Source organism: Bernardetia sp. ABR2-2B (assembly GCF_037126435.1).
Lineage (GTDB): Bacteria > Bacteroidota > Bacteroidia > Cytophagales > Bernardetiaceae > Bernardetia.
The window spans coordinates 3,177,255-3,193,289 of record NZ_CP147020.1; the positions used below are offsets into that span (position 1 = coordinate 3,177,255).

At 33.9% G+C, this 16,035-nt stretch carries 10 protein-coding genes; 4 read left to right on the top strand and 6 right to left on the bottom strand.

Going from position 1 to position 16,035, the window contains the following annotated elements:
- The first annotated feature begins 305 nt into the window (after nucleotides 1-305).
- From WAF17_RS13500 to nadE, 3 genes are all read left to right on the top strand, one after another.
- Complete coding sequence (locus tag WAF17_RS13500; RefSeq protein ID WP_338760385.1) at nucleotides 306-3,716, top strand: hypothetical protein; 3,411 nt, start codon at nucleotides 306-308, stop codon at nucleotides 3,714-3,716.
- 435 nt (nucleotides 3,717-4,151) lie between these two features.
- On the top strand, nucleotides 4,152-4,640 hold the full coding sequence (locus tag WAF17_RS13505) for a hypothetical protein (RefSeq protein ID WP_338760387.1): 489 nt from the start codon (nucleotides 4,152-4,154) through the stop codon (nucleotides 4,638-4,640).
- A 202-nt stretch (nucleotides 4,641-4,842) separates the two neighbouring features.
- Nucleotides 4,843-6,861, top strand: a complete 2,019-nt coding sequence (gene nadE / locus WAF17_RS13510; protein ID WP_338760389.1) for an NAD(+) synthase — start codon at nucleotides 4,843-4,845, stop codon at nucleotides 6,859-6,861.
- A gap of 54 nt (nucleotides 6,862-6,915) precedes the next feature.
- Here the strand turns inward: nadE and WAF17_RS13515 are convergent, their stop codons facing one another.
- The 3 genes from WAF17_RS13515 to WAF17_RS13525 all read right to left on the bottom strand — a co-directional run bounded on the left by WAF17_RS13515 (nucleotide 6,916) and on the right by WAF17_RS13525 (nucleotide 9,627).
- Nucleotides 6,916-7,650 carry a DUF3592 domain-containing protein gene (locus WAF17_RS13515; RefSeq protein ID WP_338760391.1) on the bottom strand — a complete coding sequence of 245 codons (735 nt, stop codon included), beginning with the start codon at nucleotides 7,648-7,650 and terminating at the stop codon, nucleotides 6,916-6,918.
- Between the two features lie 168 nt (nucleotides 7,651-7,818).
- Nucleotides 7,819-8,274, bottom strand: coding sequence for a hypothetical protein (locus WAF17_RS13520; RefSeq protein ID WP_338760393.1), 456 nt, complete (start codon nucleotides 8,272-8,274; stop codon nucleotides 7,819-7,821).
- 264 nt (nucleotides 8,275-8,538) lie between these two features.
- Complete coding sequence (locus tag WAF17_RS13525; RefSeq protein ID WP_338760395.1) at nucleotides 8,539-9,627, bottom strand: FAD:protein FMN transferase; 1,089 nt, start codon at nucleotides 9,625-9,627, stop codon at nucleotides 8,539-8,541.
- A 370-nt stretch (nucleotides 9,628-9,997) separates the two neighbouring features.
- Here WAF17_RS13525 and WAF17_RS13530 point away from each other — a divergent pair, with 370 nt between their 5' ends.
- Complete coding sequence (locus tag WAF17_RS13530; protein WP_338760397.1) at nucleotides 9,998-11,842, top strand: ABC transporter ATP-binding protein; 1,845 nt, start codon at nucleotides 9,998-10,000, stop codon at nucleotides 11,840-11,842.
- Between the two features lie 78 nt (nucleotides 11,843-11,920).
- Here the strand turns inward: WAF17_RS13530 and hflX are convergent, their stop codons facing one another.
- From hflX to WAF17_RS13545, 3 genes are all read right to left on the bottom strand, one after another.
- Complete coding sequence (hflX, locus tag WAF17_RS13535) at nucleotides 11,921-13,180, bottom strand: GTPase HflX (RefSeq protein ID WP_338760399.1); 1,260 nt, start codon at nucleotides 13,178-13,180, stop codon at nucleotides 11,921-11,923.
- 243 nt (nucleotides 13,181-13,423) lie between these two features.
- Entirely contained in the window at nucleotides 13,424-14,194 is a 771-nt protein-coding gene (locus WAF17_RS13540) for a metallophosphoesterase (protein WP_338760402.1), read from the bottom strand.
- 167 nt (nucleotides 14,195-14,361) lie between these two features.
- Complete coding sequence (locus tag WAF17_RS13545) at nucleotides 14,362-15,690, bottom strand: hypothetical protein (protein ID WP_338760405.1); 1,329 nt, start codon at nucleotides 15,688-15,690, stop codon at nucleotides 14,362-14,364.
- Nucleotides 15,691-16,035 lie beyond the last annotated feature (345 nt).

The window sequence follows — 16,035 nt, forward strand, 5'->3', positions numbered from 1 at the left end:
AATTTTGAATTTTTTTTTAACCAAATGCAACCTTTTTTAGTAGTTGTTGGGTCTTATAAGCATAACAGAAAGTTCGCTTGTCTGCAAAGCTACTATATTAGTAAGTATTAGTGAATAAAGATTTCAAAACTTCTCAAAGAATAATTATTAAAACTGAAAATACTCAAAGTATTTGAAAAAAGTTAGAATAATTTTTGAAAAACGTTTTGTAAGTCTCAAAACTAATAATTACCTTTGCATTCACAAGTGTAAACTACTAAGTGCGCAAAAAATTGATATTCAATTACACTAAACTCTATTGTTCCATGAACAAAAATCTTTTTATTTATTCATTCAAGTACCTTGCTGTTTTATTAGCATTGGTTACTTTTTCATCTTGTGAACGTGATGAGTTCACAGAAGACGATGCTTTTGCTTTAGAGCAAGCTCGCCTTGAAGCTCAAAACACTCGTAATCAAACAAACCTTAATGACGATGTAGATCGTTTGGAAAGAACGCTTGAAATTCGTCAGAGAATTGAAGCTCTTACTCGTGCTAACGCAGGTGGTAGAGTTCTTTATTCTGTTGTTGTAGTTCCAGGTAGTGATGCTGCTTTCTCTAGTGGACGTTTCGAAGAAATTGAAGGTCTTGACGGCGCTGTCGTTACTGTATCTCAATTCAACTCTGGCAACGTTACTGGACAAGACGGTATTACTCAAGAAGTTACTACTAACGCTGCAGGTGTTGCTTCATTTGAGCTTTATAGTGGTGAAGTTACTGTAAGTATTACTTCTCCTAATCACACTACTGTAAACTATACAGCTAACCTTACTCCAGACGGTGGCGTTGCTAACGGCGCAAACGTTGCTGTAAGTAATGTTATTCCTGTATTTGAAGATCCTAATAATCCTGTTGATGCAGCTAACTTTGCTACAATCAAAGGATTTGCTTTTGCTGAAACAGATCTTGCTACTAACGCTGATGGTACTCGTAACAACTACGAAGAACCAGCTCCAGATGGCGTTAAAGTACGTGCTTTCATTGACGTGAATACTGCTTTTATGGCAAAATACGTTAATCCAATGAACGGTACTGACGAAGGTACAAACATCAACGGAAACACAACTAAGTCAGGTCTAGTTAGACGTATCGCTTATGAAGATGCTGTTTCTACTACAGATGAAACTACTCTTACTGATTTGACTGATGATAGTGGCGTTGGCGTTACTAGTGGAGCTACTCAAGGTGGTTTCTACGAAATCTCTATGGCTGGTACTGCATCAGGTCTTCCAATTATGATGAAGTTTGATGACTTCGCTGCTAACCGTAGATATGTATTTGGTGATGAAATATCAAATAATACTGGTGGTGCTGACGGTGATTTTGGAGTAGGAACTAAGCGTTTCCTTTATACTCAAAACACTGAATTAGTAAACGGTATGGCAATGGCTAATCCAACTCCATTCCTTACAGGTGCTACTGATTTAGCTGCTAATTTCACTACTATTAATTTTGACTTCGCTACTACAGACGCTACTGCTACTGCTACTATTGCAGGTGGTGATAAAGTTGATAATATTTCTGTCAGTAATGGTGGTTATTACTACTTAGCTCCAGATGTAGAAATCTCTGGAAATGCTACTGGTACTGCTGTATTAGGTGATCTTCCTGCTGCTACACCAGGTGAGCCAGCTACACTTACTGCTGCTAGAGCTAGAGGTCTAAAACGAGTTGTTTCTGTTTCATTTACAGCTGGTTCAGGTTATACTTCTGCTCCATCTGTTACATTTACTCGTAAATCATATACTGGTACTAATGCTGACGGTCCTATTCCTAATGGTACGGGTTCTGTGCAAGCTCCTAGTTCTGAAATTACCTATATCCAAATTGGTAATGGTGGATTCGGAATGTCTCCTGGTGTAGCAGCTGGTACTGCTGTAACTGGAGAAGGCGTTTATACAGGTACTGCTCCTGGTGTTGTTTTTGATAACAATATCCCTCCTGCTGGTGGTACTCTTGCAACTGCAACTGCTGTTGTTGATGAGACTGTTGGTACTGTAACTGAAGTTCAAATTACTAACGGTGGTGACGGATATGACAACGATGTTAATGTAACTTTCAACTATGGTAGTGATGCTGCTGTTACTGCTACAGGTACTACTCCTGCCTTGTTCAGAGAAGATGGAACTGGAGCATTAGAATGGAATACTGCTGGTGGTGGTAGAACTCTTAATTTTGTTAATCCTGTTGGTAGTACAACGATAGGAGCTAATACTGATTTAGAAGTTCAGTATGCACCAGGTTCTAACTATACATTTGTTCCTTCTGTAACTGTAACTGCAATAGCTCCTGCTGTTGTTGGTGCTAGTCAGCCTACATTAGCTGCAACAGTAGTTGATGGACAAGTTACTGCTTTGGAAATAAGTGGTGGTAATGGATATACTGCAGGTGAATATACTGGTACTATTAACATTAGTGCAAACCCTGATGGTGTACTTGTTACTGCTGATGCCTTTACAGAAGGTGGAAGTATTGACTCATATATCCTTACTAACTATGGTACTGTAAGTTATAAAGAAACAGTAGATAATACTGCTGGAGCTTCTTTTGATTACTTGACTACTAGTGATGGTATGATGAACACAATCGGTGATATAGAGGACAAAGATGGGAACGCTGTTACTACTACTACTGCTCAAAGAGCTGCAAGTGACTTTATCGTAGTATTTGATGATCCTGCAACAGGTAGTAGCAACGCTTGGGGATTCCCAATTTTTGATAACGAAGGAAATACTCTTGTAGGTGTTCTTATCAAAAATAAAGGTGTAGGTTATACAGGTGCAAGAACTACAGTTCCTTTCTGGGTTGTTCCTGCAGATCTTGCTGATAGTGATAGAGGTGTTTTGGCTAACTACAAAGGTACTGGTGCAGCTAATGCTACTGCTTCTGCTTCTCTTAACGCAACTAACTTGACTATCACTTTTGATACTCCAGGTAGTGGTTATGCGGTTCGTCCTGAGTTCAGACTTTCTGGTGGAAACCTTTCTGCTGAAGATTTAGCTGGTATCAATACAGCAATTAATGGTGCTATCCGTAACTCTCTTAACTTCAATGAAGCTGGTGAGATTACTAATGGTTCATTATCTTATACTGGTACGTTACCAGCATTTGGTGATTTAGCTACTAACCCAATAAACGTTGCTATTAGTGTAGCTCGTTTAGAAAATGAGTTTAACGCTGAAGTAAATGCTCCAATGCTTATGGCAAACGGTATGGTTACTGGTACAGGTGTATTGGCAAGAAGTTCTAACGGAACTAGCTATACAGGTCTTGAGTATTACTTAGGTGGTAATGAGACAACTGCTTTAGCTGTATTTGATGATATTGCTTTACGTACTCCTGTTTCAGGAACGTATATTACTGCTCCTGCTTTCACTGCAAACTTTGGTAACAACAATGGTGGCGCAGGTGTTCTTACAGGAACAGCAGGTAATGCTACTTTGAATCCAGCTGCACGTATTGACGGATTAGCTCCAACTAGCTTAGGAACAGTTCCTGCTGGTGCAGAAGTTAATGGTGTTGCAGTTTCTTCATTCTTCTATCAGTTGAATGATGTATCTTATGATGCAAATGGTGAGCGTTTCGAAACTATCGGAGGAAGCAGTATGTTTGACGTTTATTCTGGTATGACTTATATCCGTGACGTAAACTATGGTACTGGTATCGAATTAGAATAATTTTAGTCTAATGACTTTAATGATTCATATTTGAATCCTTTATATATATAAAAAGAAGGCTAAGGGCAACCTTAGCCTTTCTTTTTTGTCATTTTTTTATAAAAATATAGATAGAAATAATTACGAATTTAATTCACTGGCTTTAAGTTAGTTATTGATTCTATAATAAGAATTAAATAAATTACTGATTTCACAATAATAAGTCATTGATATTCAATGTGTCATATTCGTGATTGGCTTCGCTGTTATACTACTAGACATTTTACTAAATAGGTCAGACCGTCTATTAAAAACTAAACCTATTGACTACAAACGATCTGCTCTACGAGGCTGACCTATATGAAAATAGAGAATCAATAGTTTTTGTCTAGCAGTATGCTTTACTGCTTTGTCAGGTCGTAATTAATTCCTAATCAAATCATTAAAAAAAATTTTATGCGTTATTTATATGCTGTGCTATTTGTAGTTTTTTTAACTACTTTTTATTCTTGTACGAGTTCGACAGAGACTAAAGAAACCAAAACAGAAGAAACTGAAAATGTAGCTAGTGTCAATTGGAATGATACTACTGCTATGGGGAAAGTAATTAATAGACTTTATGAAGATTCTTTGCTTACAGAAGGCAACATAGCTATGAAAATCAAAGACCCTTTTATGCGTGGAGCTATTCCTTATCGCTTTGTACAGATACAAAAGATATTGCGCCCAAGGTTTAAGAAGGTTTCTTCTACTGTTGGTTATATGCCTGTTTTGATGACTACTTCAAAAGATAGTGTAATTGTAGATTTTCAGATGACATGGAAAGATGGGAAGTTTGTGGTTACTGATAGATTCTTACAAAAAGTAGGAACTCAACCTCGTTATGAATGGGTAGAAAATGATGAGTATTGGGTAAGAAGAGATATTATAGAAGTTGAGAAATAATTTTCAGAATAAGATTTAGCTTAAAAAGCCTTTTGATTGAAGAATTAAAAGGCTTTTTTTGTTTTGATACTCATTATACAAAACCATTTTATATAAAATTCCGTTTATCAAACCAATAGAAATTGTATTTTTGACACTAACCTAGTCTGTACACAAAATTTACCGTTGCTAGTGTCCTCACGAGCGAACTACAAACGAAACTATGAAATTATTAAAAGTAGCCTGTGCTGTTCTGAATCAAACACCAATGCACTGGGAGCGCAACAAAAGAAATATTCTAAAAGCCATTCAAGAAGCAAAGGAAAAAGATGTAAGTGTACTCTGTTTGCCCGAACTCTGTATTTCTGGATATGGCTGTGAAGATATGTTTTATTCTCCAAATGTTTTGGAACAATCTATACGTATATTGTATGAGGTTTTGCCACATACGAAAGGAATCATTACTTGTTTGGGGCTTCCAATCATGTATCAAAACCGAACTTTTAATGCTTGTGCGCTTTTGGTAGATGGAAAAATAGCTGGTTTTGTAGCCAAACGTTTTTTGGCTGGTAATGGCATTCATTATGAACCTCGTTGGTTTACACCTTGGATAGCTGAAAAGCATATCAATTTATCTATTCAAAATCCAGAAACCAAAGAAACTGAAAGTTATCTTTTTGGAGATATTTATTTTGATATTGGAGGAATAAAAATTGGTTTTGAGATTTGTGAAGATGCGTGGGTAGCTCATCGCCCAGGACGTACTTTGTCCAACTATGGTATAGATGTTATCATGAATCCATCAGCTTCTCATTTTGCTTTCAATAAGATAAATGTTCGTAAACGTTTTGTTTTAGAGGGGTCACGTGCTTTTGGTGTGGCATATTTGTATGCTAATCTTTTGGGTAATGAAGCAGGAAGAGCTATTTATGATGGAGGAACAATCATTGCATCAGCAGGAGAGATAGCAAATATTGGTCAGCGTTTGAGTTTTCATGATTTCCTTGTTACTAGTGCTGTTATTGATATAAATGCTAACCGAATTGCACAATCACAAGCAAGTATGAATTTTGATTTGCCTTCTACGCAAGAAAATAAAGTTACGATTCCATATAGTTTTCCGAATATAGAACCAGAGCCTTACGACCCAAGCGAATCTAAATGGGAGTATAGTGATTCTATTCAAGAAGAAGAATTTACACGAGCTTTAGCCTTAGGACTTTTTGATTATCTTCGAAAAAGCCGTTCGAATGGTTTTGTTGTTTCACTTTCTGGTGGTGCAGATTCGGCAGCTGTTGCTTGTTGTGTATATTTGTTGATAAAATTGGGGGTTGAAAATATTGGTTTAGAAGAGTTTAAGAAAAAACTCTATTATATTTCGGCTATTCAAGATTTGAGTACAGTTGATGAAATTGCCAAAAAACTATTGCTTACAGCCTACCAACCTACTGAAAACAGTTCAGACACTACCGAAAACGCAGCCGATAAATTAGCAAAGGCTCTACATGGAACTCATTATACATTCAATATTAATGAAGTTGTGAAAGAATACCACAAAATTATTGAGCAAGGTTTGGATAGAAAACTTACTTGGCAAACTGATGATATTGCATTACAAAATATTCAAGCTCGGGTTCGTGCGCCTTCTGTTTGGATGATTGCCAATATTTATAATGCGCTGTTGCTTTCTACAAGTAATCGTTCGGAAGCTGCCGTAGGTTATGCAACAATGGACGGAGACACAAGTGGTGGACTTAGTCCAATTGCAGGAATAGATAAATTCTTTTTGAGAAACTGGCTAAAATGGCTAGAAACAAAAGGTGTCTTGACTTGGATTAATGATTCTGAATCTTCGTATTTCAAAATCCCAGCTCTACAATCAGTTAATATACAACAACCGACTGCCGAACTTCGCCCTTCTGAAAACAAACAAACAGATGAAGATGATTTGATGCCGTATGACTTACTAGATACGATTGAAGAAGCTGCTATCAGAGATAAAAAATCTCCTGCTGATTGCTTGAAACTTCTGAAACTAACTTTCAAACAATATAATGAAAAGCAACTCAAAGAATGGACAATCAAATTTTTTAGCCTTTGGAGCAGAAACCAATGGAAGCGAGAACGCTATGCACCTTCTTTCCATTTAGATGATAAAAACCTTGATCCAAAAACGTGGTGTCGTTTTCCTATTTTATCTAGTGGTTTTGAATATGAATTGGAGCAACTTGCAACTCAGTAATGAATGAACAAAAACCTACCCTAAGGGTCTTCAAAGACACTTAGGGTTTTAAAATTATTCTTGTATATTTTCTGATTCTTCCGTTGTCTCTTCTACTTCTAGTTTTTCTTCATTTAAAAAAGAAATATCAATCCAATAATTTTCTGGGTTTTCTAAATCAATATAAATGGGTAAGGTTTCTCTTTCTTCTAAAAGTTCAGTAGGGTCGGTAGCTAGAGGTTCACTCTTGAAAAGTAATACCCCTGAATCTTCATCTCTTTTCCATTCACAGAGAATAATAAACGCAGGTTTATCTTGTAGCATAATTTGAGGGTCTTGAACGACTGCTTGAACGATTCCTTCCAAAACACTTCCATTTTCTAAAAGCCAATTTCGACGGTTTGCTCGTAGCCAAATCATAAGCCCCCAAACAAGACCACCTCCCACAAATGCAATTCCTGTAATAGACAAAAAACTCATCCAAAACCACTCATAACGCACAATATGGGCATCATCTGGGTTAATAATATCGTAATAAATTTCTACTACTTCTCCAAGGTTATAACTTGAAAAACGAGAAGCTTCATGTTTTGCATGAACCATTACCTTTTGGCTGTCTAAGGCATAAAAACCAATAACAGGGTATGTTTTTTCTTCTGGAAGAGGTTTTATTTCGACTACTCTACCCAACGTACGCTCATATTTTGTCTGACGAATTTGTTCTTTGTTCCAGCTCTGAATAGCCAAAACAAGAAAAACCAAACCTGTCAGGATAAGTGATAAAGCGAGATAGAATGCCGTCCTTTTCATTTTTGTTTTTTTTAACTACACGAACTCTAAAATTATTTCTTATTTTGATAATCTATGCAAAATACATAAATTTTGTTCACTTTTTTAGCATTTTATTTCGATTTTTACACAACAAAAAACCTAATTCCGTTTTAGAATTAGGTTTTATTTGTTCTATTTTTTGAAAAATTATTTGGTAATCTTAAATGCTAAAAACGCCATACCACAAGATGTTTTGGAGTTTTTGGGAAGAAAATTGAGATAATAAGGAGCTGTTCTGTTACATTGAAAGGTAATAGAAGTATAAAATTTCTTCGAACTTGCATCATAATTAGAAGCTATAACTTTTCCTGAAAGTTCTTTAAAATTAGCAATAATATTATTTGCACCACCTTCACTACTCAATACGACAAGTGTATAGGTATTTCCTTTAGTCATAATGACGGTGTAATTTCTAAAGTTATTACATCCCCTACAAGTACGCTGAACACGATAGCTTTTTGAAAGACGGTAACCATTTTTAGATATTTTTTTCATTACTTTTACTTGAGCCATCGAATCTATATTACATTGAGCATAGGCTTCGGAAGAGCTACCAAAAGCCATAAAGGCAAATAAACTGCACAGAAAAAGGAGAATCTTCATAATTATTTTTTTTATAGGACTAGAATAAAATTAGAGACATAGCTTTTAGCAAAACAATAAGAAAAGGCACATAAAAGCCAAAACTCTGTTTTCACTAAAATTTATGAGAAAATATAACTTATTGTAATTCAATTTACTAGCCAAAATACGAAAACGATTTTATTTTGAAGTAATTTTTAGCAAAATCTGAATATCTTTATAACAATTATCTGAATAATTTTGATAATTGAAGGTTAAAGATAAGAAAAAAGAAACTTCAACTTTTTATTTTAATTCTTCTATATAACTTTTAAGCCCTTTACTTATTTCTGTTTTTGTAATTCCATTTTCATCAAAAATCAAAAATACTTCTGTATTTTCTAATTTTTCTATCATCTCTAAAGCTTTATCCTTTCCCAAAACCATACAGGCTGTTCCAAGAGCATCAGCAGTAACGGCATCATCAGCCAAAACTGTTGCGCTCAATAGATTATGAGAAACAGGATAACCCGTTTTTGGATTAATAGTATGAGGGTATTTTTTACCATCTCTGATATAAAATTTACGATAATTTCCTGAAGTTACAAGAGATTTATTATTCAAAGTAACTATTGCTTGTAGTTGTCTTTTAGGGTTTGGATTTTCTTTTCCTTCTTCAATTGGTTTATCAATTCCTATTTTCCAACCCTCTCCACTCGTACCTTTTCCATTTGCTCTGACTTCTCCACCAATCTCTACCATATAATTTTTAATATTTTTTTTCTCCAAAAAAAGAGCAATTACATCAACTCCATATCCTTGTGCAATTGCATTAAAGTTGAGTTGAATATGTTTTTTAGTCTTTCTCAATGATTTAGTATCAAAATCAATATATTTATTGAAACCTACAAATTCTAGTAGAGAATCAATTTTTTCAGAAGGGATTTTTTTAGGCTCTTCTATTTCTCCAAATCCCCAAACACGAATTATAGGTGCAAGAGTAGGGTCAAAAGCTCCATCACTAATTTCGAAAATTTCTTTACTACGTTTCAGAACAGGATAGAAAAAATCATTTTGAAAAACTATCGCACTATCAACGTTTTCCATTGTATTAAAAATAGAAATTTCAGAAGATGGAATATAAGTAGAAAGACTTTGATTGAATGCTTTCAATACCGAATCAATCATATTTTGATAATTATTTCCTTTTGCAGCCAAGTATTTTATAGTATAGGTCGTTCCCATTGTTTCTCCATACGCTTGATATAATTTTTCATCTTCGCTTTCCAAAATACTGCCTGTATTTTCTCCACTACGATATTTATAAATCAAGAACATCAATAGAATAAGTACACCACCATAAATTGCGTTTCGATAATAATATTTTCTTTCCATTTTAGTTTTTAGAGTTAAGGGTTGTTATGGTTATTTTTGTATGTCAGTCTTCCAGACTGACCATTAGGAATAAAAGCTATTTTTATGTTCAGGTAGGATGTCTAAACTACACGAGACAAACCATAATAACAATTATTGTATTTTATAGAATTGGTTAGCAAAAATACAAACTATTCGTTTAGAAGTTTTGTCTGTATTTTTATAAAATAGATTTGGATTACTATATCTGTTAAAAAAACCTATTGCTATTCTCATTCGTTGTAGCAAAGTCTTGTTTTAATCAAAGAGTTTTAGATTGAGTTTTGATTAACTTGCAACATATTTCAACTGTTTTAAAACTTTCTTTTGTATTACCTTCTGTATTATATAAATGGCAAATTTAGAAAAATCAACTCCCAAAGGAGAAATATTTGACTGGAAAATACTCAAACGCATCTTTGTTTTTGTAAAGCCCTATCAAGGACGTTTTTATTTTATTATTTTTCTGACAGTTTTGTTAGGAGTTCTTGCCCCTGTTCGCCCTTATCTTATCAAACTTACTGTTGATGATTATATTCTTCAAAGTGATTGGGAAGGTCTAAATTTGATGCTTATTTTACTTCTAGTTTCTGCTATCGTACAGGTTGGGGTTGAGTTTGTGCATAGCTATCTTTCGGGTTGGTTAGGGCAAAATGTAGTTCGTGATATTCGTATGCAAGTTTATAATCATTTGATGGGAATGAAATTGTCTTTCTATGACAAAACACCCATTGGAAGGCTCGTAACTCGCAATATTTCAGACATAGAAACGCTTTCAAATATTTTTACACAAGGAATTGCAAATATTTTAGGAGATATTTTACAACTGACTTTTATCTTGGCTGCAATGCTTTATTTGGATTGGAAACTTACTTTGGTTACCCTTACCGTTTTGCCTTTTTTGCTTGTTGGAACGTATATTTTCAAAGAAAAAGTAAAAGATTCCTTTAATGATGTCCGTACTGCCGTCTCAAATCTAAATTCATTTGTGCAAGAACATGTAACAGGAATGGCAATTGTTCAGATTTTTAATAGTGAAAAACGAGAACACAAAAAATTTGAAGCCATTAATAAAGAACACCGAAGAGCAAATGTAAAGACCGTTTTGTACTATTCATTGTATTTTCCTCTTGCCGAAATTGTGGGTGCAGCAGGAACAGGTTTAGTGGTTTGGTATGGTGCATCTAGTGTTTTGGGAGAGCGAATAGAATTAGGAACTCTGATTGCTTTCATTTTATTTTTAGCTATGTTTTTCCGTCCTATTCGTATGATTGCTGACCGTTTTAATACGCTTCAATTAGGAATTGTGAGTTCGGACAGGATTTTGAAACTCTTAGATGATGACAGCACAATTCAACACAACGGAACTTATTTTGCCAAAAATCTAAAGGGAGATATTCGTTTCGAAGAAGTTTGGTTTGCCTATAATATGGATTCTTCGAAAGGAAAGTATAATGAAAATGGAGAGTTAAATATAAAAGACAATGAAGATAAAATAAAACCAGAATGGGTTTTGAAAGATATTACTTTTGAAGTAAAACAAGGACAAACAATTGCGATGGTAGGTGCAACAGGCGCAGGAAAATCATCTATCATCAATCTTTTGAATAAATTTTATGAAATCCAAAAAGGAGAAATTTTTATTGATGATAGAAATTTAGAAGATTATAACCTCAATTCTTTACGCCAACATATTGGGGTTGTTTTGCAAGACGTTTTCCTTTTTTCAGGAACGATTATAGATAATATTACGCTGCGAAATCCTGCTATTCCTTTAGAAAAAGTAAAAGAGGCTGCCGAGCTTGTAGGAGCAAGAGAGTTTATCGAAAAACTTCCAAACGGTTTTTATTATGATGTGCAAGAAAGAGGAGCAACACTTTCTGTCGGACAAAGACAGCTCATTTCTTTTGTTCGTGCGATGGTTTATGACCCTCAAATACTGATTCTTGATGAAGCCACTTCTTCGGTAGATTCTGAAACAGAAGAATTAATACAAAATGCCATTGATAAAATGATGGAAGGAAGAACAGCTATCGTTATTGCCCATCGTTTGGCTACTATTCAAAAGGCTGATAAAATTATGGTTTTGGATAAAGGAGAAATAAAAGAAAGTGGTTCGCATGAAGAGCTTCTAAAACTAGGAGGATATTATAATACACTTTATGAAATGCAGTTTTTGCAGACTGAAAAAGGGTAGAGGCTTATTAGAATTTTTCTGCTTTAGAAATAAAAAATCTCCGTTCATTCCTACAAGATTGAACGGAGATTTACTTTTTTACTCTTCTTCCTCTTTCTTATCATTCTCTTCTATTATCCCATAATCCTCATTATTAAAATCTTTTGCTTCAGCATAATAATTTGGACGAACATAATTTGGATAAATCTGAAAATGACGAGCTGCAATAAGTTCAATTAGCTTGTCCTTTAGTTCTTCAATATTCTCGTTATTTGCTGCTGAAACAAAAACGGTATTCTTTTTATCACTTCCCAAATAAGAATCTTTTAGTTCTTCTAAGGTTGGAGGACAGACTAAATAGTTTTGTCCTACACTGACATCGTGCGTATAAGCATCAATTTTATTGAACACTAAAAGGGTCGGTTTGTCCGATGCTCCTAATTCTTTGAGAGTTTCTTGTACTACTCTGATATGCTCTTCGAAAGCTGGATGCGAAATATCAACTACGTGAATCAAAACATCAGCTTCTACAATTTCTTTCAACGTAGATTTGAAACTTTCGATAAGCATTGTAGGTAGTTTACGAATAAAACCAACTGTATCAGAAAGCAAAAATGGAATGCCTTGCCAAAAGACTTTACGTACCGTAGAATCAACGGTAGCAAAGAGCTTATTTTCTGCAAAGACATCAGAACCACTAAGAATTTGCATCAAAGTAGATTTACCAACATTGGTATAACCAACCAAAGAAACACGAACTACTTTATGACGCTGTTTGCGACGAGTCTCGTCTTGTTTTTCAATTTTCTTTAATCGCTCTTTCAAAAGCGTAATTCTATCTCTGACAATACGACGGTCAGTTTCGATTTCCTTTTCACCTGCACCACGCTGACCTACACCACCACGCTGACGAGAAAGGTGAGTCCACATATTGGTAAGGCGTGGTAAAAGATATTGATAACGAGCCAGTTCTACTTGTGTACTTGCTTGTGAAGTTTGCGCTCTGTGCTTAAAGATTTCCAAAATAAGAGTGCTTCTATCAAAAACTTGTTTGTTCTCAAATTCTTTACCTATATTTCTGACATGGCGAGGCGAAAGCTCATCATCAAAAATAACGGTATCAATCTCTTTTGAAGCCATATATTCTTGAATTTCTTCAATCTTTCCTTTTCTTACAAAGGTCGTCGTATCAGGAGTATCTAATCGCTGTGTAAAACGATGGACACACTGAATGCCAAGGGTTTCTGCCAAGAACTCTAACTCATCTAAATATTCTTGTGATTTTTGTAAAGTTTGTGTTTGATTTACAATTCCTACCAAAACAGCTGTTTCGGGTTTTATAGTTTCGGTTTCTAACATATATTTTTTTTATGTAAGGATATATCTATCTTGATGTTTATTGAATAATTAAACTTCGAAATTTTGAATTTTGTTTGTTTTTAAATTTATGAATCTTTCAGTCAAACAGAACACTCAATTTATAAAATTCGTTCAGTGTATTTTTTATCTTATTGTAGAGAAAAGATATGTCCTTTCCTGAACAGTAGGTAATTTTATAAACAGTTTATATTTGGCTATTTCTACGAATGAAAATCACTAATTTTAACTTTTATCACGAAAAGGTGTATAAAAAAGCTCCCAAGTATTGAGTTCTACTGCACAAAGATTTCCTACTGCTCCCTTGTATTTTTGATATTTCCCCAAACTGACATAGACACAGCCATTATCAATTGGAACAATAGCCGTTTTATTTTCCTTTGCTAGTTTTAGATTTTCTCTTATTTCTTCTAAGTTATGAACGACATGTCCGTGTACGACAGGTTTTTGATTTGTCTTGTATAAATTTCCTTTAAACTTTCTTACCCAAAGCATTGCATATGCATTTGTAAAAAGATTTTCTCCATTAAGAGGTTCATAATTTACATCAAAACCTGCGTGTACTAAAAGACAGTTTTCTAATTCTATGTAAAAAAGCATTTCATTAAAAAACTGGGCATATTTATCTTTGATTTTTTTGTCTTTATTGATTAGTTCTTCTAAATGATTGTGAGAGAGCGTTTTTTTAGAAATTTGTTGAAGATTGTCCTCATAAAAATCAAAAAGCATTTGTTCGTGATTTCCTAAAAGTACAAGAATTTGAAAACCCTCCTTTTGCTTTTCGATAATATAATCTAAAAGTAAAATTGAATTTTTACCTCTATCAATCAAATCTCCTAAAATAAAAAGTTGGTCATCTTTTGTGAGTTTTAGAATTTCTTCTATCAAATAAATAAACGTTTTGCCACAGCCATGAATATCGCTTATGGCAAAACGTCTGCCCGTATTTTTAGTAATTTCTTTAGTGAGTAATTTTGGAAATACTTTTTTTGTCATTGAAGTTATTTAAGAATAGAAAAAATATTTTCTGTTTGGGATCAGAATAAAGAGTTTTATTTTTTCCATAAAGTAGGGTTTGCAAACCCTACTTTATGGAAAAAACTACTGCCTTTGTTGGTGTTTTAGCGTAGCGACACCAACAAAAATAGCCATAAAATATATTCTTAAACAACTTCATTATTATTCTCATCATCAAAAAGAGAAATATGTTCATTCAAAGACATTGCCTTTTGTAAGTCATCAGTAGAATCTACTTGATAAGATAAATCTTCTAATTCATCTAACAGGTGCAAATCTATATCTTCATCAGTCTGAATAGGATTTGTTTTTTGTTCTATGTCTTGATTTGTGTTTTCTTCTTGTAAGTCATTCAGACGGTGCATAATTCCCTGCAACTGCAAACGACGCTCTTTCTGAAATTTGATATTTCTCAAACGTTTATTGATTTTTTTGAAACTATTAGTACGCATTTGAGCCACTCTGATATTTTTTACTGCTGTTTCGATAAGTTGCAAACCCATTTCTATATTTTCTTCATCCAATTCTTTATAAAAATCATCTTCCAAAATATAAGAAGTCAGATTATTTGCATTCTTAAATTCATAAATAATAATTGCATTCGGCATTTTGGCAATATCAAAAGCACTTCTGACATGATAAATTGACTTATAGATTTCCTCCAAGCTTTCCTCTAGCTTTTCAGTAAGCATTATTCCATTTTCTAACAGAGAGTTGTTTTTGGCAATCAAATCATCCAATCTAGCAATACTTTCATCGTAAGGCTTTTTGTTTTCCTGTTGTCTTGAAGTAGTTGCCTTTGCCATACTCACTTCTTGAAATGAAATAGGAGCAATTTTTTTGTCTTTGTCTTTTGTTGTGATGTGCTTATTATAGATTTTTGAATAAGTATCTTCCAAAACGCCCAAAAATTCTTCAAAATCGCCTTCTAAAAAGAAACGATACTCAATCTCAATTCGATTTCCTCGTGCATCTGTAATTACGCATTTTGTTTCTGGGTGAAAATCTTGTGTACGTGTATTAGGACGCTCAAAAAGAATTGTAGCCACTTCGCCTCGCCTTCTCCTATATCTACGGTGTTTTTGTCTTTCTATGAGTTCAATTTTTTTAATATCTTTCAAATCTACTCGTATAGAATCATTATTTGCACCTCTCTGGACTTCTAAATATTTATTAGTGAGCCGAATGGCTTTTATCTGTTTTGTCCAATACTCTTTTACTAGTGGAATTAGAATCGAAACAGCCACAAAACACAATAAAATCTTAAAAAAAAGAGGCATCCAAATCATACTGTAAGCAAAAGTAAGCCCCATGACGAGTTTTCCTATAAAAATATTACTCATCGGACGCATCGTATTCAACTCATATACAGATTCTTTGGAATAGGTAGAAGTGTAAGGCGAATTATAACTTGGAACATAAGGCTTACTCTCGTTTCTATGAGAGGAGTTAAAATCATTTATAAAATCTTTCATACTATAATTTTTTATGACTTAGGTTTTGCGAATTAAGTTTTATCTAAAAAATGACCTAAGATATTTAAAGGAAAAGGACTTATTTCATTGCTCTTGTTTTCTGATAGTTGTATTTTGTTTCTAAGAAGAATACTATTTAAACCAATTTTATTTCACTACTTAATATAGCGATTTATTTTCAAAAATGAATAATATACACTTGTTTTTTATAAAAATAAATGAGCAAAGTTACTATTAATCAGTACGCTAGAAAGAGAGTATAAGTTACTTAAAATCTGTTGTAGATTATTAAATTTCTCCATACTACTAGACATTTTACTAAATAGGTCAGTCCTAAAGGACAGA